At 68.1% G+C, this 26,946-nt stretch carries 23 protein-coding genes and 2 pseudogenes; 20 read left to right on the forward strand and 5 right to left on the reverse strand.

The features are described from left to right. Positions 1-6: 6 nt before the first annotated feature. The 5 genes from ACTJJK_RS15340 (at position 7) to ACTJJK_RS15360 (ending at position 4,453) form a co-directional block, all read left to right on the forward strand. Positions 7-2,121: an ATP-dependent DNA helicase gene (locus ACTJJK_RS15340; protein ID WP_031372863.1), complete on the forward strand. Its 2,115-nt coding sequence runs from the start codon at positions 7-9 to the stop codon at positions 2,119-2,121. 20 nt (positions 2,122-2,141) lie between these two features. Beyond that, positions 2,142-2,573, forward strand: coding sequence for a VOC family protein (locus tag ACTJJK_RS15345; protein ID WP_031372862.1), 432 nt, complete (start codon positions 2,142-2,144; stop codon positions 2,571-2,573). Positions 2,574-2,700: 127 nt separating this feature from the next. Beyond that, positions 2,701-3,438: a tRNA (adenosine(37)-N6)-threonylcarbamoyltransferase complex dimerization subunit type 1 TsaB gene (gene tsaB, locus ACTJJK_RS15350; protein WP_031372861.1), complete on the forward strand. Its 738-nt coding sequence runs from the start codon at positions 2,701-2,703 to the stop codon at positions 3,436-3,438. A 173-nt stretch (positions 3,439-3,611) separates the two neighbouring features. Further along, positions 3,612-3,917, forward strand: coding sequence for a hypothetical protein (locus ACTJJK_RS15355; RefSeq protein ID WP_031372860.1), 306 nt, complete (start codon positions 3,612-3,614; stop codon positions 3,915-3,917). A 119-nt stretch (positions 3,918-4,036) separates the two neighbouring features. Then, positions 4,037-4,453: a DUF4279 domain-containing protein gene (locus tag ACTJJK_RS15360; protein WP_031372859.1), complete on the forward strand. Its 417-nt coding sequence runs from the start codon at positions 4,037-4,039 to the stop codon at positions 4,451-4,453. Positions 4,454-4,502: 49 nt separating this feature from the next. On the opposite strand, the gene ACTJJK_RS15365 is transcribed toward ACTJJK_RS15360, so the two are convergent. Both ACTJJK_RS15365 and gshB read right to left on the reverse strand, forming a co-directional pair. Further along, positions 4,503-5,384 carry an energy transducer TonB gene (locus ACTJJK_RS15365; RefSeq protein ID WP_031372858.1) on the reverse strand — a complete coding sequence of 294 codons (882 nt, stop codon included), beginning with the start codon at positions 5,382-5,384 and terminating at the stop codon, positions 4,503-4,505. Then, complete coding sequence (gene gshB / locus ACTJJK_RS15370) at positions 5,381-6,340, reverse strand: glutathione synthase (RefSeq protein WP_031372857.1); 960 nt, start codon at positions 6,338-6,340, stop codon at positions 5,381-5,383. The genes ACTJJK_RS15365 and gshB overlap by 4 nt, the downstream gene beginning before the upstream one ends. Positions 6,341-6,673: 333 nt before the next feature. Here gshB and pilG point away from each other — a divergent pair, with 333 nt between their 5' ends. From pilG to ACTJJK_RS15395, 5 genes and pseudogenes are all read left to right on the forward strand, one after another. Beyond that, positions 6,674-7,072: a twitching motility response regulator PilG gene (gene pilG, locus ACTJJK_RS15375; protein ID WP_031372856.1), complete on the forward strand. Its 399-nt coding sequence runs from the start codon at positions 6,674-6,676 to the stop codon at positions 7,070-7,072. A 19-nt stretch (positions 7,073-7,091) separates the two neighbouring features. Next, a complete protein-coding gene (locus ACTJJK_RS15380) occupies positions 7,092-7,457 on the forward strand; it encodes a response regulator transcription factor (RefSeq protein WP_031372855.1) in 366 nt (121 codons plus the stop codon). Positions 7,458-7,461: 4 nt separating this feature from the next. Continuing rightward, positions 7,462-8,013 carry a chemotaxis protein CheW gene (locus ACTJJK_RS15385; protein ID WP_031372854.1) on the forward strand — a complete coding sequence of 184 codons (552 nt, stop codon included), beginning with the start codon at positions 7,462-7,464 and terminating at the stop codon, positions 8,011-8,013. Positions 8,014-8,063: 50 nt separating this feature from the next. Further along, positions 8,064-10,082 (forward strand): methyl-accepting chemotaxis protein, encoded by a 2,019-nt coding sequence (locus ACTJJK_RS15390; RefSeq protein WP_057918989.1) that lies wholly within the window; start codon positions 8,064-8,066, stop codon positions 10,080-10,082. 154 nt (positions 10,083-10,236) lie between these two features. Further along, a pseudogene (locus tag ACTJJK_RS15395) lies at positions 10,237-12,630 on the forward strand (Hpt domain-containing protein); the annotation flags it as partial. Positions 12,631-13,297: 667 nt separating this feature from the next. On the opposite strand, the gene ACTJJK_RS15400 reads toward ACTJJK_RS15395, so the two are convergent. Beyond that, positions 13,298-14,350: a pentapeptide repeat-containing protein gene (locus tag ACTJJK_RS15400; RefSeq protein WP_440730656.1), complete on the reverse strand. Its 1,053-nt coding sequence runs from the start codon at positions 14,348-14,350 to the stop codon at positions 13,298-13,300. Positions 14,351-14,655: 305 nt separating this feature from the next. Here ACTJJK_RS15400 and ACTJJK_RS15405 point away from each other — a divergent pair. The 4 genes and pseudogenes from ACTJJK_RS15405 to ACTJJK_RS15420 form a co-directional block, all read left to right on the forward strand. After that, a pseudogene (locus tag ACTJJK_RS15405) lies at positions 14,656-16,989 on the forward strand (response regulator); the annotation flags it as partial. Beyond that, positions 16,982-18,724, forward strand: coding sequence for a chemotaxis protein CheB (locus ACTJJK_RS15410; RefSeq protein WP_440730645.1), 1,743 nt, complete (start codon positions 16,982-16,984; stop codon positions 18,722-18,724). The pseudogene ACTJJK_RS15405 and the gene ACTJJK_RS15410, both read left to right, overlap by 8 nt. Before the next feature lie 133 nt (positions 18,725-18,857). After that, a complete protein-coding gene (locus ACTJJK_RS15415) occupies positions 18,858-19,367 on the forward strand; it encodes a chemotaxis protein CheW (protein WP_051885304.1) in 510 nt (169 codons plus the stop codon). After that, a complete protein-coding gene (locus ACTJJK_RS15420) occupies positions 19,364-20,503 on the forward strand; it encodes an acyltransferase family protein (RefSeq protein ID WP_440730646.1) in 1,140 nt (379 codons plus the stop codon). The genes ACTJJK_RS15415 and ACTJJK_RS15420 overlap by 4 nt, the downstream gene beginning before the upstream one ends. A gap of 201 nt (positions 20,504-20,704) precedes the next feature. Here the strand turns inward: ACTJJK_RS15420 and ACTJJK_RS15425 are convergent, their stop codons facing one another. Continuing rightward, entirely contained in the window at positions 20,705-21,442 is a 738-nt protein-coding gene (locus tag ACTJJK_RS15425; protein ID WP_440730647.1) for a 16S rRNA (uracil(1498)-N(3))-methyltransferase, read from the reverse strand. Beyond that, a complete protein-coding gene (bioA, locus tag ACTJJK_RS15430; RefSeq protein WP_440730657.1) occupies positions 21,433-22,833 on the reverse strand; it encodes an adenosylmethionine--8-amino-7-oxononanoate transaminase in 1,401 nt (466 codons plus the stop codon). Before bioA ends, ACTJJK_RS15425 begins: the two co-directional genes overlap by 10 nt. A 77-nt stretch (positions 22,834-22,910) precedes the next feature. Here bioA and nudE point away from each other — a divergent pair, with 77 nt between their 5' ends. The 6 genes from nudE (at position 22,911) to ACTJJK_RS15460 (ending at position 26,906) form a co-directional block, all read left to right on the forward strand. Continuing rightward, a complete protein-coding gene (gene nudE / locus ACTJJK_RS15435; protein WP_408950813.1) occupies positions 22,911-23,480 on the forward strand; it encodes an ADP compounds hydrolase NudE in 570 nt (189 codons plus the stop codon). Then, on the forward strand, positions 23,477-24,316 hold the full coding sequence (gene cysQ, locus ACTJJK_RS15440) for a 3'(2'),5'-bisphosphate nucleotidase CysQ (RefSeq protein ID WP_051885305.1): 840 nt from the start codon (positions 23,477-23,479) through the stop codon (positions 24,314-24,316). The genes nudE and cysQ overlap by 4 nt, the downstream gene beginning before the upstream one ends. Beyond that, on the forward strand, positions 24,309-25,148 hold the full coding sequence (gene mazG, locus ACTJJK_RS15445; RefSeq protein WP_440730648.1) for a nucleoside triphosphate pyrophosphohydrolase: 840 nt from the start codon (positions 24,309-24,311) through the stop codon (positions 25,146-25,148). The genes cysQ and mazG overlap by 8 nt, the downstream gene beginning before the upstream one ends. Before the next feature lie 90 nt (positions 25,149-25,238). Further along, the gene (locus ACTJJK_RS15450; protein WP_152566362.1) at positions 25,239-25,886 is read left to right on the forward strand and encodes a hypothetical protein; all 648 of its coding nucleotides are present in this window, start codon (positions 25,239-25,241) and stop codon (positions 25,884-25,886) included. A 32-nt stretch (positions 25,887-25,918) separates the two neighbouring features. Continuing rightward, positions 25,919-26,224 (forward strand): Mpo1-like protein, encoded by a 306-nt coding sequence (locus ACTJJK_RS15455; RefSeq protein WP_440730649.1) that lies wholly within the window; start codon positions 25,919-25,921, stop codon positions 26,222-26,224. Positions 26,225-26,315: 91 nt separating this feature from the next. Continuing rightward, the gene (locus ACTJJK_RS15460; protein WP_152566363.1) at positions 26,316-26,906 is read left to right on the forward strand and encodes a hypothetical protein; all 591 of its coding nucleotides are present in this window, start codon (positions 26,316-26,318) and stop codon (positions 26,904-26,906) included. Positions 26,907-26,946 lie beyond the last annotated feature (40 nt).

Below are 26,946 nucleotides of genomic sequence, written 5' to 3' on the forward strand. Positions count from 1 at the left end.
TCGGATATGGAACCCAGCCGCCTTGGCGTAGCCAGTCGTGCCGCGCTGAGCGAGGGCGGCGACCTCGCGCGCAACATCGCCGCGTTCGCGCCGCGCTCGGCGCAGCAGGACTTGTCGGCGGCGATCGCCGATGCCTTCGAATCGCGTACGGCCCTGCTCGCCGAAGCCGGCACCGGCACCGGCAAGACCTTCGCCTACCTGGTCCCGGCGCTGCTGTCGGGGCTCAAGACCATCGTCTCGACCGGCACCCGCGCGCTGCAGGACCAGCTCTATCACCGCGACCTGCCGCGGGTGCGCGACGCCCTCGGGGTCGGCTTGAAGACGGCCTTGTTGAAGGGCCGCGCCAACTATCTGTGCAAATACCGCACCGAGCAGGCCAAGGGCGAACCGCGTTTCACCAGCCGCGAATACGCCGCCCAGTTCCAGCGCATCGTCAGCTGGGCCGGGCGCACGCGCATGGGCGATCTGGCCGAACTGGACGCCTTGCCGGAAGACTCGCCGCTGCTGCCGATGGTCACCTCGACCGCGGAAAACTGCCTCGGCAGCGACTGCCCGATGTTCGGCGACTGCTTCGTGATCCAGGCGCGCCAGCGCGCCCAGGCCGCCGACCTGGTCGTGGTCAATCATCATCTGTTGCTCGCCGACCTGGCGCTGAAGCAGGAAGGCTTCGGCGAAATCCTGCCGGGCGCGCAGGCCTTCGTCGTCGACGAAGCGCATCAGCTGCCCGATTTGGCTTCGCAGTTCTTCGGCGAGGCGATCAGTGCGCGGCCGCTGGTCGAGCTGGCCCGCGACGCTCTGGCCGAGTGCAAGCAGGTCACCGGCGCGCTCGCCAGCGTGCAGGGGCCCGCGCGCGAACTCGAACAGGCGGTGCGCACCGTGCGTGCGGCCATGGACGAGTTGCCGGTGCGCGCGACCCGTCGCCGCGCCGCCGAATTGCCCGAGGTGGAAGCGGCGTTCGATACGCTGGCCGCGGCCCTGCGCAGCATGCGCACCACCCTCGAACCGCTGCGCGCCGCCGCGCCGGGCTTCGAGAGCTGCCACGCACGGGCCAAGGACTTCGAGACCAAGCTGCGGCGCTGGCGCGGCCCGACCGTCGCGCGCCCGCCCGAGCCGGTCGTCGAGGAAGACGACGATTTCGAACCGCCGCGCCGGCAGCTGGCGGAGGTCGCGCTCGAAGCGGTCGACACGGACGCTGCCGCCGCCGACGACGAGGAAGAACAAACGCCCGCCGGCCCCGACAGCAGCGTGCTGTGGTACGAACTGACCGCGCGCGGTTTCCGCCTCAGCCGCACGCCGCTCGACGTCGCCGGCCCGCTGGCCGAGCATCGCGAACGTTCTCGCGCGTCGTGGGTGTTCACCTCGGCGACCTTGGCGATCGGCGGCCAGTTCCAGCATTACGCGACCAAGCTCGGCCTGGTCGAGCCCAAGACCCTGCTCGCGCCAAGTCCGTTCGACTGGGCCGAGCAAGCGCTGTGTTATCTGCCGACCGGGCTGCCCGATCCGGTAGTGCGCCATTACAACGAGAGCATGGTCGACAAGCTGCGGCCGGTGCTCGAAGCCTCGGGCGGCCGCGCCTTCGTCCTGTTCGCCTCGCACCGCGCCTTGCGCGAAGCCGCCGAACTGTTGCGCGGCGGCCCCTGGCCCTTGTTCGTCCAGGGCGAAGCGCCGCGCCACGTGTTGCTGGAACGCTTCCGCGCCTCCGGCAACGGCGTGTTGCTCGGTGCGGCGAGCTTCCGCGAAGGCGTCGACGTGGCCGGCGAGGCGCTGAGCGTGGTGGTGATCGACAAATTGCCGTTCGCCGCGCCCGACGACCCGGTGTTCGAAGCGCGCCTGGACGCGATCCGTCGCGGCGGCGGCAACCCGTTCCGCGACGAACAACTGCCGCAGGCGGTGATCGCGCTGAAGCAGGGCGCCGGCCGCCTGATCCGCAGCGAGACCGACCGCGGCGTGCTGGTGCTGTGCGACCCGCGCCTGATCTCCAAGAGTTACGGCAAGACCTTCCTCGATTCGCTGCCGCCGCTGCCGCGCACGCGCCGGGTCGAGGACGTGGCCGCCTTCTTCGCCGGTGAGCCCCTGAGTCTAGAATCGTCCTCGTCGGTCGATGAGGACCACTACCGCTGATCCGCGAGGAGGGTAGGAGCATGACGGAGCGCAAACCGCGTGTGCACGGCCTGGGTGGCGTGTTCTTCAAGGCCGACGATCCGGCCGCGCTGGCGGCTTGGTACGCCAGGCATCTGGGCGTCGGCGTGGAGGACTGGGGCGGTGCCCTGTTCCCCTGGGGCCGGCTCGATGCCGACGGCCAGCCGACCGGTCAGACGGGTTATACGGTGTGGTCGCCGTTCAAGGCCGACACCGAGTACTTCCAGCCCAGCAGCAAGCCCTACATGGTGAATTTCCGCGTCGACGACCTCGACGCGATGCTGCTCGCGCTGCGCGAAGAGGGCTGCCAGGTGCTCGATCGCGGTGAAGACAGCGAGCAGGGCAAGTTCGGCTACGTGCTCGACCCCGAAGGCGGCTTGATCGAGCTGTGGCAGCCGAACCCGAACGATCCGGCGGTCGCCGACGGCGAGTGAGGGGTGCCGGCGAGGCCTTGGCGGCGCGACCGGGCGAGTGGCGCCGGGCACAGTGCGGCGGGGGTTCCAGGAGCGCCCGCATGAGACAATCGCGGCGCGAAACGCCCGTCCGACCCTGCCGAGCCCCATGAAACTGCTAGCGTTCGAAACCGCCACCGAAGCCTGTTCCGTCGCCGTGTGGCTGGACGGCGAAGTGCGCGAGCGCTTCGAGTTGGCGCCGCGGCGCCACGCCGAACTGTCCTTGCCCTGGGCCGAGCAATTGTTGGCCGAAGCCGGCGTGCGGCGATCCGAACTCGATGCCATCGCGATCAGCCGCGGCCCCGGCGCGTTCACCGGCGTGCGCCTGGCGATCGCGATCGCGCAGGGCATCGCCCTGGCCCTGGACCGGCCGATCGTGCCGGTATCGACGCTGGCCGTGCTGGCCCTGCGCGCGCATCCGCTCGCAGCGAACGCCGGCAGCGACGACGCTTTGCGCGTGTATACCGCGATCGATGCGCGCATGGGCGAGGTCTACACCGGTGCCTTCGAGTTGCGCGGCGGCGATGCGCACGCGCTCGACGAAGAAACCGTGATCGCGCCCGATGCGGCCGTGGTGCCCGGCGATGCTCCCAACTGGCTCGGCGTCGGCACCGGTTTCGCCGCCGCCCACGGCGCGCTGCAACAGCGGCTCGGCGCGCGTTTCGCCGGCATCGACGCCGAAGCCCTGCCGCATGCGGCCGATCTCGCGCGGCTGGCGGCGCTGGCGTATGCGCGCGGCGAAGCGGTCGCTCCCGAATTGGTCGAGCCCGCCTACCTGCGCAACAACGTCGCCCTGACCATCGCCGAGCAGGTCGCCCTGCGCAGCGAGCGCAAGGCCGCGTCCTGATTCACCTATTCGCAGCGTCCGCGCTGTCGCTCAAGGAAGACAGCATGCGATCGGCGGATAGTAGTCCAGCAATGTAAACAGGCGCCGCCCGCTGTGAATGCGACGGGTTATCCCGATTTGGAAAGCTTGGAACGACCTTCGATGATCGAAACCATTCTGGGATTTGACTGCTGATGGCTGGGTTTCAGCCTCTTACGTGGCTTTACGACGTGATTGTTGAGGACGATGGCATTCGTTTCGTCGTTCTCAGGAAGGTGACAGTTCACTTCCTCGACAGGGATCGCATCGAAGAGATCAAGGAGACCGGTGTGGCCTCGATAGGATCCATCTCGGCGTTCAACTTCAAGAGCCGATTTCTCGCTCGATCTTTCATGGTCCGTTTGAAGCGCGGCTGGTTCGCGCGTCAAGTATTGATCACCCCTGCCGATGCTCGGCAGTTCGAAGCTTGGGCAAGCCAGCATGGAATCGGCGTCAAGTAGAGCGTTTCGAAGTGACCAAGGCGGATGCCGTCGTTCTATCGTTCTTGGCGAATCATGAACATTGGCCGTGAGAGTCGCGTTGGAGTGCAATCAGTGGGTATCTGCGGCGAGACCGTTTCATGACTGACAGGAATATGAAATATGCGACGCTTCGGATCTGTGGCCACGACCTTGATCCGGCAAAGGTCACTGATGCGCTAGGCGTCGAGCCTACGTCATCGCAGAAGCGTGGAGACGAGGTGGGGCCCGAGCATCGAAAGCGGGAGCTCCCGGTCGGCGGTTGGTTCTTGACCAGCAGGGGCTATGTCGAATCCGATGACATCGCAGACCATATCCTTTGGCTGCTGGAGCATGTCTCCAACACGCTCCCGAGCGTGCGCAATATCGACGAGGTGACTCTCGTCAATATTTTTTGCTGCTGGCATCTTTCCGGGTGGAACGAAGGCTGTCGAATCGAGTCTTCACTGCTGCTTGAGCTGGGTCGCTTGGGCGTCAGCCTGGATTTCGACATCTACAATTGGCCTACGGAAAACTAGCGCTGACGGTCACGAGGCAAGCTTGGCGAGCCCATGACCTCGCAGCGCGTTACTCGTCCACCAGCGACCCGCCCGGCAGGAAATTCCAGGTACGGGTGACGTGGAGGATGTCCGGGTTCTCTTCGGTCCTGGGCAGCGGCGGGTAGGGCTCGGCCAGTTTGGCGATGCGCAGGGCGGAGGCGTCGAGCAGGGCGATGCCGCTGCTGCGGATGATGTCGGCGCGTTCGACGCTGCCGTTGCGGCGCACGGCGACGCTGATCACCACTTGTCCGGCCAGCCGGCGGCGGCGGGCTTCGTCGGGGTAGTTGAGGTTGCCGACGCGTTCGACGCGGTCGACCCATTCGCGCAGATAGCCGGCCCAGGCGTACTCGGTGGTGCTGGCCGAGACGAACTTGCGGGTCGGGCGCTTGGCGTAGCGCTCCGAGCGCATGTGGATTTCGGCGGCCAGGCGCGCCATCTCGATGTCGTGTTCGATCTTGCGCGGGCCGGTCGGCAGCGGCCGCTCGGTCGGGGTCTGGGTGCTGCGGTCGCGCGCGGTCACGGTTTCGCCGCGGGTGCTGCTGACCACGCGCGCGACCGGCTCGGGCTGGGCGGTCGGCGACTGGGCGCGCAGCGCCATCTGGGCGACGCCGGCTTCGGCCTGCGGGGCGGGGCCGGACTGGTTGTCGCGCGGGCGCGTGCTCTTGTCGTGCTCGCCGCCGCCCTGGTTGTTGGCCTGGGCGAGGAAGTCGGCCTGCTTGGGCGTCAGCGCGGTCTGGGTCTGGGTCAGGATCACGTCGAGGGTGGGCACCACCGGCGCGGCCTGCTCCAGGGTGTAGCCGACGCCGAGCACGACGATGCCGTGCACCAGCAGCGACAGCACCATGGTCGCGCTGAAGCGTTGCGGCTCGGCGATGCCGCCGGCCGGGGAGGCGGGGGCGACGGCGCTCATGCGGCCTGGGCGGCGACGCGGGCCTCGATCGCGTCGAACAGCAGCCCGGCGATGTTGAGGCCGAATTGTTCGTCGAGCTCGCGGATGCAGGTCGGGCTGGTGACGTTGAGCTCGGTCATGTAGTCGCCGATCACGTCCAGGCCGACGAACAGCATGCCGCGGCGTTTCATTTCCGGGCCGACTTCGGCGGCGATCCAGCGGTCGCGCTCGCTGAGCGGGCGGCCTTCGCCGCGGCCGCCGGCGGCGAGGTTGCCGCGGAACTCGTCGCCCTGCGGGATGCGGGCGAGGGCGTAGTCCACCGGCACGCCGTCGACCAGCAGGATGCGTTTGTCGCCGTCGCTGATCTCCGGCAGGTACTTCTGCGCCATCACCAGGTGGCGGCCGCCGTCGGACAAGGTCTCCAGGATCACGTTGACGTTCGGCTCGCCGGCGCGGACGCGGAAGATCGAGCGCCCGCCCATGCCGTCGAGCGGCTTGAGCACGGCTTCCTGGTGGAAGGCGAGGAATTCCTTGACCGCCGCGGGGTTGCGGCTGACCAGGGTCGCCGCGCAGCACTGCGGGAACAACAGGGCGGCGAGCTTCTCGTTGTAGTCGCGCAGGCCCTGCGGATCGTTGACCACGAAGGCGCCGGCGCGTTGGGCCATGCTCAGGATCTGGGTATCGTGCAGGTACTCGGCGTCGACCGGCGGGTCCTTGCGCATCAGTACGACGTGACCGGCCGCCAACTTAATTTGTGACCAAGTTCCCAGTTTGTACCAGCCGCTCGGATCGTCGCGCACTTCCAGCGCCGTCACCTTCGCCACCGCATGGCCACCGTGTAGGCTCAGTCCGCCCGGCTGCACGTACCAGAGCCGATGTCCGCGGCGCTGCGCTTCCAGTAGCATGGCGAAGGTCGAGTCCTTGGCGATCTTGATCGACCCGATGGGGTCCATCACGACGACGATGTCCAACGGCATGGGAACGGAATCCTAAAAGATTGACGGCGATGGTAGCAGGCGGGTCGCCGGTATCTGTCATGATGACGGGGTCGGAAACGGTCGCGCTGCGTCCATTTGCGACACGCAGCGATCATGGCTACTGCGCGATGCGACGGGGCGGCGATGGGCGGACCGAGTAATCGGCCTGCACAACGTTCGGTAGCGCACGGCGAGCCTGTTCCGGATGACGGAATCGCTGCGTATTCAGTTTCCAGGCACGGAATGCGCGCTTGACAGCCCGCGTGCGGCTTGGAATAAAGACGGCTTCGCGACGCCCGGGGATATCGGCGTTTGCAATGGGGGATACAAAGAATGCTCGACGAGGTTCGTAGCGGCAGCCTCGATGGTCTAAGGGTCATGGTGATCGACGATTCCAAGACCATCCGTCGAACCGCCGAGACACTGTTGAAACGCGAAGGGTGCGAGGTGGTCACGGCCATCGACGGATTCGAAGCGCTGGCGAAGATCGCCGACCAGCAGCCACAGATCATTTTCGTGGATATCATGATGCCGCGTCTGGACGGCTATCAGACGTGCGCGCTCATCAAGAACAATCAACTGTTCAAGGGCACGCCGGTGATCATGCTGTCTTCGAAGGACGGCCTGTTCGACAAGGCGCGGGGCCGCATCGTCGGGTCCGAGCAATACCTGACCAAGCCTTTCACGCGCGAGGAACTCCTCGACGCGATTCGCAAGCACGTACACGCCTGACCGGGGGGTAAGGCACACCATGGCACGCATCCTGCTTATCGAGGACTCGCCGACGGATACCGCGGTCCTGACCCAATTGCTGCAACGCAATGGGCACGAAGTTTTCGCTTCGGGCAGCGCCGAGGACGGCATCGAAGCCTGCAAACGCGAGCTGCCGGACCTGGTGATGATGGACGTGGTGTTGCCGGGCATGAACGGGTTCCAGGCTACGCGCGCGCTCAGCCGCGACGCGCAGACCAGTGCCATCCCGGTCTTGATCGTGAGCACCAAGGGCATGGAAACCGATCGCGCCTGGGGCATGCGCCAGGGCGCGCGCGACTACATCGTCAAACCGCCGCGCGAGGACGAATTGATCGCGCGGATCAACGCATTGCTGGGTAACTGAAACGATGACGCTCAAGCCGCCGTTCGATGTGCTGACCGATTACGAGCGCCGCAGTCTGGCGCACGTGCCCGGCCTGCCCGAACAGCTCGACGCGCCCGGCCTGTGGCGCGGCGTCGGTTACCGCATCGGCGACCGGCGCCTGGCCTCGACTTTCGCCGAGGTGGTGGAAATCCTCTCGCTGCCGCAGGTCACCCACGTCCCCGGCTCGCAGCCGTGGATGCTCGGCCTGGCCAACGTGCGCGGCAGCCTGCTGCCGATCGTCGACCTCAAGCAGTTCCTGGAAGGCGAGCGCACGGTGCTGCACGAGGGGCAGCGCATCCTGCTGGTGCGCCAGCCCGGCGGCGACGTCGCCGTGTTGATCGACGAGCTCTACGGCCAGCGCAGTTTCCACGACCAGCAACAGATCGGCCTCGAGGAAGTCGCCGAGCAGGGCCTCACCGAGGGCCGCTACGCGTACTTCATCGACCGGGCTTACCGCCTGGACGACCGGTACTGGGGCATCTTCAGCCTCGACCGCCTGGCCCGTACTCCCGAATTCCGACAAGCAGCGGCCTGAGCCGCTCCCTTCATCAGCCCGACTAGTAAGTTCACCGAGGTTTGCGAACCATGAGCACTGTGATGGACAACGCCGGCAAGAGCCGCCTTCTGGGCGCCAACACCTGGCTGATCGTACTGGCCGTATCGGTGCTGGTGTTCGGTCTCAACACAGGCTACGCGACCTGGAAAGGCGCCAGGCTCGGCGGCGCCGGCTCGGCGGCGTCGAACCTGCAGGTGAATTCGCAGAAGCTCGCCATTCAAGGCCGTGAAGCGGTCGGCGGCGCGAAGGACGCCTTCGCCGAGTTCAAGAAGACCAAGGCCGCGATCGACGAAGACGTGCAGACGCTCAACGACAACTTCGGCGACACCGCCGGCGTGTCGGGCCCGATCGGCGTGGTCAGCAAGAGCTGGCAGCCGCTGGGACAGAGCGCCGAACAGGTGATCGCGAGCGAGAAGGCGGTGCTGGCCCTGGCCGGCAACGCCGACAGCTTCTCCAGCCGCGTCCCGCAGCTGCAGGCCCGCCTCGACGAACTGGTCCGCGCCATGTCGGCCTCCGGCTCGCCGTCCTCGCAGGTCTACATCGCCCTGCGTCAGGTCGTGCTGTCGGCGACCATGGCCCGACGCATCACCGAAATCCGCGCCGGCGGCAGCGGCGCCGGCATGGCCGGCGAAGCGCTTGTACGCGACGCCACTGTGTTCGGCAACGTCCTCACCGGCCTGCGCAAGGGCGACACCTCGTTCGGCGTGACCGCGCTGTCCAACTCCAGCGCGCTCGCCGCGCTCGGCCAGGCCGAAGCGCTGTGGCTGGAAATGAAGAAAGACCTCGACGCGATCTCGGCCAGCTCCAAGGACCTGTTCCAGGCCCAGGCCGCGGCCGAATCGATCACCGGCGGCTCGGAACGCCTGCTGAGCGAAAGCGAAACGCTGTTCAGCGCCTTCACCGCGTTCGGTTCGCTGCGCGACAAGAGCGTGTTCGGCAACCTGTGGCTGTCGATCATCTCCGGCCTGGCCGCGCTGGTCGCGATCGCCGGCTTGCTGTTCTCGCTGAACTACGCTCAGCAGCGCCGCTACCAGACCACCAAGGAACTCAACGACCGTAACCAGGAGGCCATCATGCGCCTGCTGGACGAAATGGGTTCGCTCGCAGAAGGCGACTTGACGGTCAAGGCGACGGTGACCGAGGACATGACCGGCGCCATCGCCGACTCGATCAACTTCGCCGTCGAGCAGCTGCGCAGCCTGGTGCAGACCATTACCGACACCTCGGTGCAGGTCGCCTCCAGCGCCCAGGAAACCCAGGCCACCGCGATGCACCTGGCCGAAGCGGCCGAGCACCAGGCCCAGGAAATCAACTCCGCCTCCGACCGCATCAGCGAAATCGCGGCCTCGATCGACCAGGTCTCGAAGAACTCGGCCGAGTCGGCCGACGTGGCGCAGCGCTCGGTGCAGATCGCGACCAAGGGCGCGGGCGTGGTGCGGCAGACGATTCAGGGCATGGACTCGATCCGCGACCAGATCCAGGAAACCTCGAAGCGAATCAAGCGCCTGGGCGAAAGCTCGCAGGAAATCGGCTCGATCGTCGAACTGATCAACGACATCTCGGAACAGACCAACATCCTGGCGCTGAACGCCGCGATCCAGGCGGCCTCCGCCGGCGAAGCGGGCCGAGGCTTCGCGGTCGTGGCCGACGAAGTGCAGCGACTCGCAGAACGCGCCTCCAACGCAACCAAGCGAATCGAGACGCTGGTTCAGACAATTCAGTCCGACACCAACGAAGCTGTCAGCTCGATGGAACAGACGACCTCGGAAGTGGTCGCGGGTGCGCGACTGGCCGAGGACGCCGGTACCGCGCTGGGCGAGATCGAAAAGGTGTCGTCCGACTTGTCCAACCTCATTCAGGGCATTTCCAGTGCGGCGCAGCAGCAGTCCAGCGCCGCCTCGAACATCACCCAGACCATGAACACGATTCAGCAGATCACCTCGCAGACCTCGCAAGGCGCCAACCAGACCGCAGCGTCGATTGGAAACCTGGCGCAACTGGCGGCCGACCTGCGCCGTTCGGTCGCCGACTTCAAGCTGCCGGCCTGACCCGGCGGCAGCCGAGACACGACGCGGCGCTTTGAACGGCGGCTTGGGACGGGATTAAAAGAAGGGTTGTATCGAGGATGAAGCTTCCGACACATCGCTGGCAGAGCCACGGTCCGCGTCTGCGACGCGGTCCCGCCGACAGGCGGGTCGCGTCATGACCGCGTTGCGCGAAGCGATCGACACCACCACGCTGGGCTGGATCAAGCCCGAGCTGGACGAAACCCTGCGCCAGGCGCGCCAGGAGATCGAGGCATTCGCCGAAGATCCCGCCGACGCCTCGCGCATGCGGGTGTGCGCGAACCATCTGCACCAGGTGCACGGCACCCTGCGCATGGTCGAGCTGTATGCGCCGGCCATGGTCGCCGAGGAGATGGAGCGTCTGGCCATCGCCCTGCAGCAGGGCCAGGTCGCCGACCGCGACGAGGCCTGCGCGGCGCTGATGCGCGGCGTGGTGCTGCTGCCCGACTACCTGGAGCGTCTGCAGGGCGGGCATCGCGACATTCCGATCGTGCTGCTGCCGTTGCTTAACGAGCTGCGCGCCACGCGCGGCGAGTCCGGGCTCAACGAAAGCGTCCTGTTCGCACCGAATCTCGACCGACCGCTGCCGGCGCACCTGCCGCCGCCGCTGCCGGTCGGCAGCGCCGCCGGCCGCAACGCCAGCGCGCCGCATCTCGCCTCGCTGCGCGACGCCCTGGCCGGTTGGCCGGAAGACGGCGCGCCGGCGAATCCGGCTCAGCTCGCCTCCGCGATCGACGGCCTGCTCGCCGACGTCGTGCTGGAACCGGTGCGGCGCATGCTGTGGGTGGCCTCGTCGGTCGCCCACGCCCTGCGCGACGGCGCCCTGCCGGCCACCCGCGCGCTGCGCCAGGCCTTCGGCGGCGTCGACCGCGAAGCGCGGCAGATGCTGTCCGACGACGGCTTCAGCGCGCCGCGCGGCGAACCCGCGGCCGAGCCGACCCGCCAGTTGCTGTACCACGTCGCCCACAGCGACGGCCGCCATCCGGCGCTCGACGACCTGCGCCAGACCTTCGAACTCGCCGCGCACCTGCCCAGCGAGTCCGAACTCGAACACGCCCGCGGCAGCCTCAGCGGCCGCAACCGCGCTCTGCTCGACACCGTCGCGGCGGCGATCAAGGAAGACTTGTTGCGGGTCAAGGACGCCCTCGACCTGCACCTGCGCACCAACCAGACCGACCCCGGCGAGCTGCGTCCGCAGGTCGACGCCCTGGCCCGGGTCAGCGACACGCTGGGCATGATGGGGCTGGGCATGGCCCGCACCGTGGTGCTGCAGCAGCGCGAAGCCATGCACGAAATCGTCGAAGGCCGCCGCGCCGCCGACGAAGGCACCTTGCTCGACGTGGCCGGCGCCTTGCTCTATGTCGACGCCTCGCTGGACGACCAGGTTTCGCGCCTGGGCCTGCCCGAAGACAAGGCCGAAGAGAACCTGCTCGCCGGTGAGGCGCGCAAGGTGCTCGACGTGGTCGCACGCGAAGCCATCGCCAATTTCGGCGACGCGCGCCAGTCCTTCGTCGCCTTCGTCGAGACCAAGTGGGACCACGAAGAACTGACCGAAGTGCCGCGCGTGCTCGACGAAGTCGCCGGCGCCCTGCGCATGATCGAGCTGCCGCTGGCGGCCGACTACCTGACCGGCGTCAAGCGCTACACCGAAGTCGAACTGATCGGCCGCCGCCGCGTGCCCAGCGGCCAGCAGCTCGACACGCTGGCCGATGCGCTGGCGAGCCTGGAGTACTACCTCGAAGCGCTGCGCGAGCAACGCCCGAACCGCGACGACATTCTCGACATCGCCCGCCAGAGCCTGGAAACCCTGCGCTACTGGCCGTTGCCGGACGTGATCCGGGTCGAGCCGGCGGCCGAAGCCACCCCGGTCGCCGCGACCCCGGCCGTCGAAGCCGCCCCGGTCGATACGGCCCGGGCGCAGGCGCCGGCCGTCGAGGCCTCGACGCCGGAATCCGCTGTTGCCGACAGCCTCGACCTTCAGCGCAGCGAACAGACCGTCGACGCGCAAGCGGTCGGCGACGCCGTCGCGGCCGATACCGCCGAACCGGTCGAGCCGACGCTCGCCATGGCATCGGATGCCGCGCCCGGAACCACCCCGACTGAATCCATCACGACCGAAACCAACGCGACCGAAACCGTGGCGTCCGTCGCCGCGGGCGGCGCGCTGATCGACGCCTCCTTGCTCAACGCCGTGCCCGACGCACCGCCGTCGATGCTCGGACAGTCGGTGGCGACCGGCGGTTTCGAACAAGTCGACGACATCGACGACGAAGTGCGGGAAATCTTCCTCGAGGAATTCGAGGAGGAGATCGCCAACCTCGACAACCTGCTGCCGGCCTGGCGCGAAGCGCCGGACGATCTGGCCCGCGTGCAGCCTGTGCGGCGCGTATTCCACACCCTCAAGGGCAGCGGCCGCCTGGTCGGCGCGCGCACCCTGGGCGAGTTCAGCTGGAACATCGAAAACCTGCTCAACCGCGTGCGCGAACACGGCCGCGTGGCGAGCCCGGAAGTGATCGACCTGGTCGAGCACGCTCATCGCGCGCTGCCGGGTTTCTACGCTGCCCTGCGCAACCAGGGCCCGCTGACCGTCGACGTCGCCGGCATCGAGGCGCATGCCGATCTGCTCGCGACCGGCGAAGAAGCCTTCTACCAGCCGCCGCAAGCCGCGGTCGAAGCCGAAACCGAAACCGCGGCTCCGGTCGCGATCGACGGGCCCTACGTGCCGGCGTCGGTCGACCCGGTCCTGCTCGAAATCCTCGACGGCGAAGTGGCCGGTCACCTGGTCACCATCGAAGCGTGGCTGGCGGCCTCGCACCCGCAACCGCAGCTCGCCAGCGACGGTCTGCAGCGTTCGATCCACACCTTGAACGGCGCCTTCGCGATGACCGAAGTGCCGGTCATCACCGACGTGACCGCGCCGACCGAAGCCTACGTCAAGCGTCTGCTCGCCAGCGCCGCGCCGGCCAGCGCCGAAGGCGTGGCCGCGCTGACCGCGGTGGCCGATGCGATCCGCACTACGGTCGAGGCGCTGAAGTCGCCGATGCCGCACGTGCCGATGTTCGTCGGCTTGCCCGAACGCATCGCCGCGCTGCGCGACAGCCTGCCCGACGCGCGTTCGCCGATGATCACCGAGGAGCTCTACCACGACGACGTCCTGCCGGAAGGCCAGGATCTGTCCGAGCTCACCGTCAACGATCTCAGCGCGTTCGGCGATTACGACCCCTCGCGCGAATTCGCCCAGGTCGCCGGTAACGACGATGCCGGGGCCAAGCCGGTCTCCCGAACCGATTTCGACGGCGACGAGCTGAGCCTCGGTCTCGACCTGCTGCCGGTCGGTTTCGCCGACAGCACCATCGAGTCCGCACGTCTCGAAGTCGAGCGTGCCGAAGCGGCCCGTCTTGAAGCCGAGCGTGTGGCTGCCGAGCAAGCCGAAGCCGAACGCCTCGAAGCCGAGCGCCTTGCTGCAGAACAGGCCGAAGCCGCACGTCTGGAAGCCGAACGTATCGCTGCGGAACAGGCCGAAGCCGAGCGCCTCGAAGCCGAGCGTCTGGCCGCCGAGCAAGCCGAAGCCGCACGTCTGGAAGCCGAACGCATCGCTGCGGAACAGGCCGAAGCCGAACGCCTCGAAGCCGAGCGCCTTGCCGCAGAACAAGCCGAAGCCGCACGTCTCGAAGCCGAACGTATCGCTGCGGAACAGGCCGAAGCCGAGCGCCTCGAAGCCGAGCGTCTGGCCGCCGAGCAAGCCGAGGCCGAGCGCATCGCTGCGGAAAAAGCCGAAGCCGAACGCCTGGCCGAGGAAGAACGTCTCGAATACGAGCGTCTCGAAGCCGAATACGCCGCCGAAGCTCAGCGCGCCGAGCAGGCACGCCTGGAAGCCGAGCAGGCCGAAGCGGCCCGCCTCGAAGCCGAGCGTATCGCGGCCGAGCAGACCGAAGCCGAGCGCCTGGAAGCCGAGCGCATCGCCGCCGAACAAGCCGAAGCCGAACGCCTTGCTGCGGAGCAGGCCGAAGCAGAGCGCCTCGAAGCCGAACGCGTTGCAGCCGAGCAAGCCGAAGCCGAGCGCCTCGAAGCCGAACGCCTTGCCGCCGAGCAGGCCGAAGCCGAACGCCTCGAAGCCGAGCGCCTCGCCGCCGAGCAGGCCGAGGCCGAACGCCTCGAAGCCGAACGCATTGCCGCCGAGCAAGCCGAAGCCGAGCGTCTCGAATACGAACGCCTGGAAGCCGAGTACGCCGAAGCCGAACGCCTCGCACGCGAGCAGGCCGAAGCCGAAGCTCAGGCCGATGCCGAACAGCCGGCGACCGATCTGGCCCAGGTCCGTCTCGACGACCGCGGCACCGACAGCGAAGCCGCGGCCAACGACAACGACGAAGCGTCGAGCGCCGAGGTCGAGCGTCCGGCCGCAGCGCTGGCGGCGGGCGCAAGCACGGCCGTGCAGACCGGCATCGCCGCCGGCGTGCCGGCCGCGCTGGCCGCGATCTTCGCGCATGCCTCCAACGCTAATCCCGATCCGGAAGAAGCGCTCGATGTGAGCGAACTCGATCCCGAACTCGTCGACATCTTCGTCGAAGAGGGCGGCGACCTGCTCGACCACTCCGACGGTCTGCTCGCGCAGTTACGCGAGACGCCGAGCGAGCGCGAGCCCTTGGTCGGGCTGCAACGCGATCTGCATACGCTCAAGGGCGGTGCGCGCATGGCCGGCATCATGGCCGTGGGCGAACTCGGCCACGTCATGGAGTCGCTGCTCGAAGCGGTCGTCGACCATCGCACCGAACTCGGTCGCGACGGTCTGGTCCTGCTCGAACGCGGTTTCGACCGCCTGCACGCCATGGTCACCCGCGTCGGCACCGGTCGCGCGATCGCGATGCCGGAAGCACTGATCTCGGTGTTCGAAGCGCGCTGGCGCGGCGAGGCGATGCCGAGCTTCGCCGGTCTGGAGCCGGCCGAAGCCGCGCTGCCGCAAGCGCAGGCGCAGCCGGTCGCGGCCGATCACGACGGCCTCAAGCCGCTGTCCGCGCCGATCGTCGACGCGCCGCTGGGCGACGAAGACGAGATCGGCGTGCGGGCGCCGCAGGAACAGGTGCGTATCCGCGCCGACCTGCTCGACCGCCTGGTCAACTACGCCGGCGAAGTCGCGATCTATCGCGCGCGCCTGGAGCAGCAGTTGGGTGCGTTCCGCGGCGCCATCGCGGAAATGGCGCAGACCAACCTGCGTATGCGCGACCAGTTGCGCCGTCTGGAAATCGAGACCGAAGCGCAGATCATCGCGCGCTACCAGCGCGAGGGCGATTCGGGCGACCAGTCGTTCGATCCGCTGGAACTCGACCGCTTCTCGACCCTGCAACAGCTGTCGCGCGCGCTGACCGAATCGGCGGCCGACCAGAACAGCCTGCAGAACACCCTCGACGACCTGACCCGTCAGTACGAAACCCTGCTGCTGCAGCAGTCGCGAGTCAGTTCGGAGTTGCAGGAAGGCCTCATGCGCACGCGCATGGTGCCGTTCGACACCCTGTTGCCGCGTCTGCGCCGCGTGGTCCGCCAGGCCTCGAGCGAACTGGGCAAGCAGGTCACGCTCAAGCTCGAAGGCACCCAGGGCGAACTCGACCGCAACGTGCTCGAGCGCATGACCGCGCCGCTGGAGCACATGCTCCGCAACGCCGTCGCGCACGGCCTGGAACGTCCCGAACAGCGTCGCGCCGCCGGTAAGCCGGACGAAGGCACGGTGCGCATCGCGGTGCGCCGCGAAGGTTCGGAAGTCGTGCTGGAAGTGGCCGACGACGGCGCCGGTCTCGACCGTGCGGCGATCCGTCGCCGCGGCGAAGAACGCGGCCTGGTACGTGCCGACGCGGTCATCGCCGAAGCCGACCTGGACTCGCTGATCCTCGAGCCGGGCTTCTCCACCGCCGACGAAGTCAGCCGCCTCGCCGGTCGCGGCGTCGGCATGGACGTGGTCGCCAGCGAAGTGCGCCAGCTCGGCGGCACCTTGGACATCCACTCGCGTCCCGGCCACGGCGTCCACTTCACCCTGCGCCTGCCGCAGACGCTCGCGGTCACCCAGGCGGTGTTCGTGCGCATCGGCGACATCACCTTCGCCGTGCCGATCGCTTCGGTGCGCGGCGTCGGCCGCCTGTCGCGCGAGCTGCTCGACGCGGGCGAGGCCAACTACCGTTACGGCGGCGAAGACTATGTCGTCCACGACCTCGGCACCCTGATCGGCCACGCGCCGGCCAAGGCCGAAGGCCAGTTGCAGATGCCGTTGCTGCTGATCCGCTCCGGCGATCTGCGCGCCGCCATCACCATCGACCAGGTTATCGGCAACCGCGAAATCGTGGTCAAGCCGGTCGGCCCGCAGGTGGCGTCGGTGCCCGGCATCTTCGGCGCGACCATCATGGGCGACGGCCGCGTGGTGGTGATCCTCGACGTCGCGCCGTTGGTGCGCCGCCGTACCGCGCAGTTGCTCGACTTCGCCCAGGTGGTGGAGCCGCCGCCGGCCCCGGCGGAAACCCGCCGCGTGCCGCTGGTGATGGTGGTCGACGACTCGGTGACGATGCGCAAGGTCACCGGACGCGTGCTCGAACGCCACAACTTCGAGGTCATTACCGCGAAGGACGGCATCGACGCGCTCGAACGCATGGCCGAGCGCGTGCCCGACCTGATGCTGCTCGACATCGAAATGCCGCGCATGGACGGCTACGAGCTGGCCACCCAGATGAAGGCCGACGCGCGCATGCGCGAAGTGCCGATCGTGATGATCACCTCGCGTACCGGCGAGAAGCATCGCCAGCGTGCGTTCGAGATCGGTGTCGAGCGTTATCTCGGCAAGCCTTATCAGGAGCTTGAATTGATCCGCAACGTGTTCGAACTGCTTGGAATCGCGCGTCATCATGGCTGAAGCAGAACGTCGCGTAGCGTTGTTGGCGCGGGCCGGCGTGGCCTGCGACCGTTTGCGTAGCGCGCTCGGCGATGCCGGCGCGAACCTGGTGTTGGTGGGCGATCCGACCGCGTTGGAACCGGCTGCGCTCGACGCTGCCGATCCGGACGTGGTCGTGGTCGTGCTCGACCCGGCCACCGAGGACGCGCTGGACCGTTTCGAGAACCTGCTGGTCGATCCCTCGATCGAGGTGATCTTCGAGGAAGCCGAACTGACGGTGTCGCGCGAGGGCTGGGACGAAGCGCGTTGGGCGCGCCATCTCAGCGCCAAACTGCACCGTCACGACGACGTGTTGCCGCCGGGCCGCGAGCCCGAGCCGGAACCCGATCCGATGCTGATCTCGACCGGGTTCGAGCGTCCGTTCGCGGCGGGATCGCCGTTGGCGCAGGAGCCGGTCGGGTTCGACCCGGCTTCGGCCGAGGCCTCGCTGGACCCGCTGTCGTTCGTCGCCGCCGAACAGATCGGCGAACTGGCGCGGGTCGCACCGTCGCCGCCGCCGGCCGAAGACCGTATCGAATTCATCACCGCCGAAGCGATGGCCGAGGACGGCGCCGAACAGCTCGAAGCCGAAGAAATCATCGCCACCGAAGCGGTCGCCGCCGACGATTTCGACATCGGCCACCTGACCTTGGAAGCGGTCGACAGCCAGGACGAGGTTCCGGGCAACGCCGCGCCGTATTCGCAGACGCTCGGCGAGTGGGTGGAGCCGGCCGCGGCCCATGCCGACGTGCCCGCGCTCGACGAAACCGGGCTGGGCGATCTCGAAGTGTGGCGCGCGCCGCCGCAGGACCAGGTCCGCGAGCTGATCGACTTCGACAGCGCCTTCTCGATCCAGGACGACCAGTCCGGGCCCGAATCCGCATCGACGGTCGCGCCGCTCGATTTCGACGACGGCCGCAACGAACGCGCCGCGGCCGAAGCGCGCAACTTCGAGAGCGACTTCGAGTTCGACTTGAACGAAGACCTGCAGGCGGCGCCGAAAGCGCCGTTGCCGCCGGCGCCTGCCGTGCCGGACTGGTCGTTCAGCGACGAGGCCAGCTTGGTCAGCGCGGCGACCGGTCAAAGCGGCGCGCATGGCAACGCAGGCATGGGCAAGCACGATCTCGACGAAATCGAGCGCCGTATTTCCGGCCTGGAACTGGTCGACGACAGCCTGCCGGCCTCGACGCGCAATGGCGCCGTGCTCGTGCTCGCCGGCATCGGCGGACCCGATGCGGTGCGCCAGTTGCTCGGCGCGTTGCCGGAGAATTTCGGCCGGCCGGTGCTGGTGCAACAGCGTCTCGACGGCGGCCGCTACGACAAGCTGGTCGCTCAGATGCAGCGCGCCACCTCGGTGCTGGTCAAGCTCGCCGAACCCGGCACGCGCACCATCGATGGGGTGATCTACATCCTGCCGGCGGGACTCGGCATCGACGTCAGCGACAGCGGCATCCAGTTCGTCGAAGGCGCCGAGGTGATCGACGCCTTGCCGGCTTCCGACAGCGCGGTGTTGCTGTTCAGCGGCGCCGACCCGGCCCAGGTCGATACGGCGATGAAGCTGTCCGCGCACGGCGCGTTGGTCGCCGGCCAGTCGCCCGACGGTTGCTACGACGCGGCCGCGGCCAGCGCGGCGATCGCGCGCGGCGCCGGCAGCGGACAGCCGGCCGATCTGGCCGCCAAGCTGGCCTCGCGCTGGTCCGTACAAAGCGCGATCTAAGGCCGCAAGCCAAGAGCCCGAACGCCGTCGCCGTGTGGCGACGGCACCGAATCCCGGATTCCGGCATCAAGGAATCCACCGCAGCAGATCCACCCGTTGAAGGCCGCGCAATCCGCGGCGAGGACGCGAAGCGATGTCGAACGAGAACCAGATCAGCGACGCAGCCCCTGAAGCCACCTCGCAAGCCGACATCCGCGGCGTGTTGATCCAGGTCGGCGGCGCACGACTGCTGCTGCCCAACGCGACCATCGCCGAGGTGTTGTCGTACGCGCCGCCGGCGCCGATCGAGGACGCGCCGCGCTGGCTGCTCGGCCAGATCCGTTGGCGCGGTTGGCATCTGCCGCTGGTCGCTTTCGGCGAACTGTCCGGGCTCGCCCGCGAGCAGGGCGGCCTGGGCAGCAAGGTCGTGGTGCTGAAGGCGCTCAGCGCCGCCTCGCGCCTGCCGTATTTCGCTTTGTTGACCCAGGGCTTCCCGCGCCTGGTCACGGTGTCGCGCGACAGCTTGTCGGTCGCCGGACGCGAAGGCGACGTGCTGCCGCACGCCGTGCAGGCGCGAGTACTGCTCAACGACGATCCGGCGCTGCTGCCCGATCTGGAAGCGCTGGAAGCGATGATCGGCGAAGCGCTCGCACAAGCGGCGTGAGTCCGGCGCCGCAGGCCGGCGGCGCGACGTCGCCGTCTGGCTCGTCATCCGGCCCGCGGTCGGCCGCGTCGGCGCCGAAACGCTACGCCTCGGTCGACGCCCTGCGCGGGCTCACCGTCGCGGCGATGCTGCTGGTCAACAACCCTGGCGATTGGGGCCATGTCTACGCGCCCTTGCTGCATTCGCAATGGCACGGGTTCACCCCGACCGACCTCGTATTCCCGATGTTCCTGTTCATCGTCGGCGTGTCGATCGCGCTGGCGCTGATGCCGCGCCGCGAACACGGTGTAGCCGCTGCGACCCTGCTGCGTCCGGCGTTGTGGCGCGCGGCGCGCATCGTCGGCCTCGGCCTGCTGCTGCATGTCTGCGCGATCTGGGCGTTCGGCCACGAGCACCTGCGTATACCCGGCGTGTTGCAGCGCATCGGCCTGTGTTTCGCCGCCGCGGCGCTGATCGCGTTGTATGTGCCGGCGCGGGTGCAATGGATCGCCTGGGGCGCGCTGTTGTTCGGCTATGCGGCTTTGCTCGCAGCCGGCGGCAGTTATGCACCCTTCGAGAACATCGCCAGTCGTTTCGACCGTGCGCTGTTCGGCGTCCACGTCTTTCAGATCGACCCGGCCAGCGGCCGCGGCCACGACCCCGAAGGCCTGGTGTCGACGCTCGGCGCGCTGGCGACGACCTTGCTCGGACTGCGCGCCGGCGATTGGTTGCGCCGCGGCAACCTGCGCGCGCTGTGGATCGCCGGCGCGGTCTGCCTGCTCGCCGGCTGGGTAGGGGCGTATTGGCAGCCGTTCAACAAGAACCTGTGGACCCCGGCCTACGTGCTGTGGAGCGGCGGCTTGTCGTGTTGGGTGCTGGCCGTGTTCCACGAACTGATCGACCGTCGCGGCTGGCCCGCGCTCGGACGCGCCTTCGGCGTCAACGCCATCGCCGCTTACGGCGGCTCGGCCTTGCTGCTGTACCTGCTGATGGGCATGGGATGGCTGCAACCGATCTACCGCCGCGGTTTCGCCGACTGGATGACGCCGCTGTTCGGGCCTTATCTGCCTTCGTTGGCGTTCGCGCTGGTCTTCGTCGCGTTGTGGTGGGGCGTGGTGCGCTGGCTGGACGCGCGGCGGATCTATTTCAAGATCTGAGTGTCGTTGCCGGGTTCGGGTGAGGCGGCAGCAACAGCAACAGCAAATCCCTCGCATCTGCTGCGCAGGCGCGCCCCCTTTTAAAAGGGGCAATAGCACCGGCTCTAAGGCAGCAGCACCGTCGCGTCGTGCACTTCCCCCTTTGAAAAGGGGGGCAGGGGGGATTTTGCTTTTGCCTTTAAAGCGACAACGAGACGTCGCTCAAGCCAGATCGCCGAACTTCGCCTGCAAGGCCGCGATCGCCGCCAGGCCGGCGGTTTCGGTGCGCAGGATGCGCGGGCCCAGGCGCAGGCCCTGGAAGCCGGCATCGCGCAGTTGCTGCCGGTCGAGCGGCGACCAGCCGCCTTCCGGGCCGATCGCGAGCAGTACCGGTGCCTCGATCTCGACTGACAAGGTGGCGAAGGCGAGTTCGCCTTCCGGATCGAGGATCAGGCGCAGGCCGCCGGGCGGCAGCGCCGCCAGCGTCGCCGCCAAGGAACGCGGCGCCGAGACCTCGGGCACGCGCGCACGACCGCTCTGTTCGCAGGCCGACGCGACCACGCTGCGCCAATGCGCATGACGTTTCTCCGCGCGCGCTTCGTCGAGCTTGACCTCGCTGCGCTGCGACCACAACGGATGCACGGCGTGCGCGCCGAGCTCGGTGGCCTTCTGCAGGATCAGGTCCATCTTCTCGCCGCGGGCGATGCCTTGCAGCAGCACCAGGGGCAGCGGCGATTCGCGTTCGACCTCCTGCGCCGATTCGAGCACCACCCGCACCTCGCGCTTGCCGAGCGCGACGATGCGGCCGTGGTAGTCGCGGCCGTCGCCGTTGAACAGCACGCAGGCGTCGCCGACCTCGTGGCGCAGCACGCGCGCCAGATGCGTGGCGGGGCCTTCGGGCAACGCGATCTCGCGACCGGCGGCGAGATCGGCATCGACATGGACTCGGGTCAGGCGCATGCGTCGGCCTCCCGCACGGCATGATCGATCGCCGCGCGCGTGGTGTCGGCGAGCAAGCCCAGGGCGTCCTCGTCGATCGAATAGGGCGGCATCCAGTACAGCACGTCGCCGAGCGGCCGCAGCAACACGCCGCGGTCGAGCGCGGCACGATACGCGTGCAGGCCGAAGCGGGCGGCCGGGTCGAACGGCGTGCGCTTGTCGCCGTTGCGGGTCAGCTCGAAGGCGACGATCATGCCGGCCTGGCGCACGTCGGCGACATGCGGGTGGTCGGCGAAATCGGCGGCGAGCCGGGCCATGCGCGCGCTGGTGACGCGGTTGCGGGCGACGATGTCGTCGTCGCGGAAAATATCCAGGCTGGCCAGCGCCGCCGCGCAGGCGAGCGGGTTGCCGGTGTAGCTGTGCGAGTGCAGGAAGGCGCGCTCGCGCGAGTCGTCGAGGAAACCGTCGTAGATCGATTGCGTGGTCAGCACCGCGGCCAGGGGCAGGGCGCCGCCGGTCAGGCCCTTCGACAGGCACAGCAGGTCGGGCATGACCCCGGCCTGTTCGCTCGCGAACAAGGTGCCGGTGCGGCCGAAGCCGACCGCGATCTCGTCGGCGATCAGGAACACGCCGTGCTCGTCGCACAGCTGGCGCGCCAGCTTGAGATACAGCGGGTCGTGCATGCGCATGCCGCCGGCGCATTGCACGCGCGGCTCCAGGATCAGCGCGCAGACTTCATCGGCATGGCGTTCGAGCAGATGACGCAAAGCCGTCGCGGCCTGTTCGGCGCGCTCGGCCGGGGTTTGGCCGGGTTCGCACAGGTAGGCGTCGGGCGAGGGCGCGAACAGCGACTCGGCCAGCAGCGGTGCGTAGATGCGCCGGTACAGCGGAATGTCGCCGACCGCGAGGGCGCCGAGGGTTTCGCCGTGGTAGCCGTTCTCCAGGGCGATGAACTTGGTCCGGCCTTCGATGCCGCGGTTGCGGAACCAGTGGAAGGCCATCTTCAGGGCCACCTCGACCCCGGCCGAGCCGTTGTCGGCGTAGAACACCTTGCTCAGCGGCGCACGCCCGTCCTGGCGCGGCGCCAGCGCCAGCAGGCGCTCTGCGAGTTCGACCGCCGGCGCGTGCGAGCAGCCGGCCAGGATCACGTGTTCGAGGGTGCGCGCCTGGGTCGCGATGGCCTCGGCGATGCGCGGTTCGGCATGGCCGAACAGATTGGTCCACCAACTCGAGATCGCATCCAGATAGCGACGCCCGTCGCGGCCGATCAGCCACGGCCCTTGCCCGCTCGCGATCGGCAGCAAGGGCAGCGTATGGGGGTGTTCGCGCATCTGGGTGCAGGGGTGCCACAGCACCGCCAGGTCGCGTTCGCGCCAGGAGTCCGCCGCGTCGGCGCCCGGCTCTGTTAGCATCGTCGTGTCGTGAGTGATCTCTCGCATCCCCCTATTATCGTGCCTTTCCGCTCCCTGCTCACGCCCGGAGCCGCGCCATGACCCGGCGGCTGCCGACCATTCATCACGTCACCGAGCACGAGGCCGGCCCGTACCGGCTGGAACGGCTCGATCTCGAGTTCTCCAACGGCGAACGCCGCCAGTACGAGCGCCTGCACGGGCGCGGCCACGGCGCGGTCGTGGTGGTGCCGATGATCGACGACGACACCGTGCTGCTGGTGCGCGAATACGCCGCCGGCGTGCACCGCTACGAGCTCGGTCTCGTCAAGGGCCGCATCGATGCCGGAGAAAGCCCGATCGAGGCCGCCGACCGCGAGCTCAAGGAAGAAGCCGGTTATGGCGCGCGCTCATTGAAGGTGCTGCGCTCGCTGACCCTCGCACCCACCTACATGAGCCATCAGGCGCATCTGGTGCTGGCGCGCGATCTCTACCCCGAGCGCCTGCCCGGCGACGAACCCGAAGAGCTCGAAGTGGTGCCGTGGAAACTCGACGACCTGCACGAGTTGATCCTGCGCGAGGATTTTTCCGAAGGCCGCAGCATCGCCGCGCTGTTCATCGCCCGCGAATGGCTGCGCAACGGCGAGCCGCACCCGGAGCCGCAAGCATGAGCGCAGCCCCTGTGAAACCAGCCCTGCTCAGCCCGGAACAGATCGAAGGCGCGATCGCGATCGCCCGCGCCGCCGCGGCCGCGATCCTGACCGTCTACGACGGCGAGTTCGCGGTCGAACGCAAGGCCGACGCTTCGCCGGTCACCGCCGCCGACATGGCCGCGCACCACCTCATCGTCGACGGGCTGGCCCGCCTGACCCCGGACATCCCGGTGCTGTCGGAGGAATCCGCGCACGAGGTCAGTTTCGAGCAGCGTCGCGAATGGTCGCGCCTGTGGCTGGTCGACCCGCTCGACGGCACCCGCGAATTCGTCAAGCGCAACGGCGAGTTCTCGGTGAATCTGGCCCTGATCGACCACGGCGTGCCGGTGTTCGGCCTGATCCAGGCGCCGGTCGGTGGAGCGCTTTGGCATGCCCAGCGCGGCGGCCGCGCCTACCGCCGCGACGGCGACGACGAGCGCGAAGTACGGGTGCGCGCACCGGCGGCGCAGCCGCTGCGGGTCGCCGCGAGCCGCTCCTTCCACAGCGACCGCGCCGAACGGGCGATGGCGCGTCTGCAACGCGAAGCGCCCGGCGGCATCGACATGCTCAGCCTGGGTTCGTCGTTGAAATTCTGTCGGATCGCCGAGGGCGGTCTCGATCTGTACCCGCGTTTCGGCCCGACCAGCGAATGGGACACCGCCGCCGGCCAGTGCGTGCTCGAAGCCGCGGGCGGCGCCGTGTTCGACCCGCAAGGCCGGCCGTTCCGTTACAACCAGCGCGCCGGCATTCTCAACGGCGATTTCGTCGCCGTGGGCGACCTGGCTCTGCCGTGGAAGGAGTGGCTCGATGGCTGAAGTGCTGAACCTGCCGCCGGGTATCGCCGGGCTGTTGACGATCATGGCGCGCCTGCGCGATCGCGACAGCGGCTGCCCCTGGGACATCGAACAGGATTTCGCTTCGATCGCGCCGTACACGATCGAAGAAGCCTACGAAGTCGCCGACGCCATCGATCGCAAGGACCTGATCTCGCTGAAGGACGAACTCGGCGATCTGCTGCTGCAGGTCGTGTTCCATGCGCGCATGGCCGAGGAACAGGGCGCGTTCGCTTTCGACGACGTGGTCGCGGCGATCAGCGACAAGATGGTGCGCCGTCATCCGCACGTGTTCGGCGACGCCAGCGTCGAGGACGTTGAGGCCCAGACCGTGGCCTGGGAAGAACAGAAGCGCCGCGAGCGCGAGGCGGCGGGCGAGGTCGACACCTCGGCGCTGGCCGGTATCGCCCGCGGCCTGCCCGAGTGGCAGCGTGCGGTGAAACTGCAAAAGCGCGCGGCCGCGGTCGGTTTCGACTGGCCCGACGTGAGCCCGGTGATCGCCAAGCTGCACGAGGAAATCGAGGAAGTCCGCGCCGAGTTCGCCGCGGTCGCCGCCGCGCCCGACGATGCGGCCGCACACGGCCGCCTCGAGGACGAGATCGGCGACGTGCTGTTCGTCTGCGCGAATCTGGCCCGCCACGGCAAGGTCGACGTCGGTGCCGCGCTGCGTCGTGCCAACCTCAAGTTCGAGCGCCGTTTCCGCGCGATGGAAACCCTGGCCGCGCAAGACGGTCTGGCCCTGGCGGAGTTGCCGCTGGAAGGCCAGGACGCGTACTGGGACAAGAGCAAGCGAGCCGAGCGCGGCGAATCCTGAGCGCGGCGTTCGCGCCCAGCGGCGCCCGATCTTGCGGCGCTGCGAGCAGCACGGCAGGATGCGTGCAGGATCGATAAGCGAGGGAACGCCATGAATCGTCGCATGCGCCGGTGGTCGCTGGCCTGTCTGTTAGCTGCATGTTTCTCGGTCGAAGCGGCGGAGCAGGAAAACCTGATCGTGTTCGTCGGCGAGAAGCTGTCGGTCGAGCAGTTCGGACCCGTACTGGGCAAGGACGTGCTCCTCATGGACGCCGCCTTCAAGGCGAAGTATCGGGTCGAGCAGCTCGTCTATGGCGAGTACGACGGCGATACGATTGAGTTCGAGGCCTACGACCATCACGGTGTGCCGCCGTTCTCGCGCTTTCCCCATGCCTTGTTGTTCGTATCGCGCGACGGCAACCGGCTTTACCATCAGAAATACCAGTATTACCCGGTGTTCAGGGCCCCGTCCGGCGCCTGGTTCGGTTGCGGACCGGTGGGCGAGCGCGATAGCGAGGATCGTCGCGGCATCGCCGAAGCCAGGCCGATACCATGGGACAGCGATGCCTACCATCCGCTGGAGCCTGGGTGGTCCAGCAAGGACCGGCGCAAGCTGTTTGCGCGCGAGCATTTCCGCATCGACGGCGACAAAGCGTATTGTCTGACCGGTAGCCCGGTGGACGAGTTGTTCGAGGTCAAGAAGCGCACCGTGCTGAAGGCGCGGGGCATGTTCGGCGGTGAGGCGAAGACCGCCGATTGAGCGGTGCGGGGCGATCAGGCGAGGACAGGGACATGGCGAACCGTTTTGCGAGTTTCCGCGAGTTCTATCCGTTCTATCTGAGCGAACACAGCAACCGCACCAGCCGGCGCCTGCATTTCATCGGCAGTTGCGGCGTGCTGGTGCTGCTCGCGCTGGCCTTGGCCCAAGGCCGGCCCTGGCTGCTGCTGGTGGCGCTGTTGTGCGGCTACGGTTTCGCCTGGGTCGGGCATTTCTTCTTCGAGAAGAATCGCCCGGCCACCTTCAAGCACCCGCTGTATTCCTTCGTCGGCGATTGGGTGATGTTCAAGGACATCCTGACCGGCAAGATCAAGTTCTGAGCGCCCGCCCGAACGCGCCCGAGAAAGAACCCCCAAAACAGCCGCGAAACCGACGAGTCGCGTCGGGTTCGCATCCATCAAGGAAGATATCTTGAATCTCAAGATCGCTGTGTGCGGCCTTATGTTGACTTACCTGTGGCCGGGCGTGGTGTCGGCGGCGCCCGCCGCACAGCCCGATGTGCCGATGCGCGTCTCCCCGTGGCTCAGCGAAAGCATGGACAGCAAGACCTGTCCCATCGTCCGCGTTTATCTGGCTGGGGCCGGATCGGCCGAGGGCGGTTCCGCAGTGGCGACGCTGTGGCGTAACCGCGGCGATCAAAACTCGGCGCTGGCGGCCTGGCCGGCGCTGCACCTGTCGGTGAACGGTCAAGCTTTTGCTTTGCGCCGCGAGGGCGCACATTCGGATATCGAAGCACTGGGCCTGCAGCGGCAGCGCGGTCAGACCCTGCGTTGGTCCGATGCGGGCGAGAAGATTTCGGCGGAGCTGCGCCTGGGCGCGCCGAGCCTGTCGGTCGAGGAGGACGGGCGCTGGACCCGGCTGCCGGCGGCGCAGGCGGTGCAGGCGCGCGCGGCGATGGACGACGCCAGCACCCTCACCCGCTGGAAGGGCCATCTGACGGTGACTGTCCGTGGTCAGCGCTGGCAGCGCGAGGTCGAGGTCGAGTCCTTGTGCGGGCCTTGATCGGGTCGTTGCGCCGCGCTCGATCCGCGAAGATCAATCC

The sequence above is a fragment of the Lysobacter sp. 22409 genome, assembly GCF_052045105.1.
Lineage (GTDB): Bacteria > Pseudomonadota > Gammaproteobacteria > Xanthomonadales > Xanthomonadaceae > Lysobacter > Lysobacter antibioticus_B.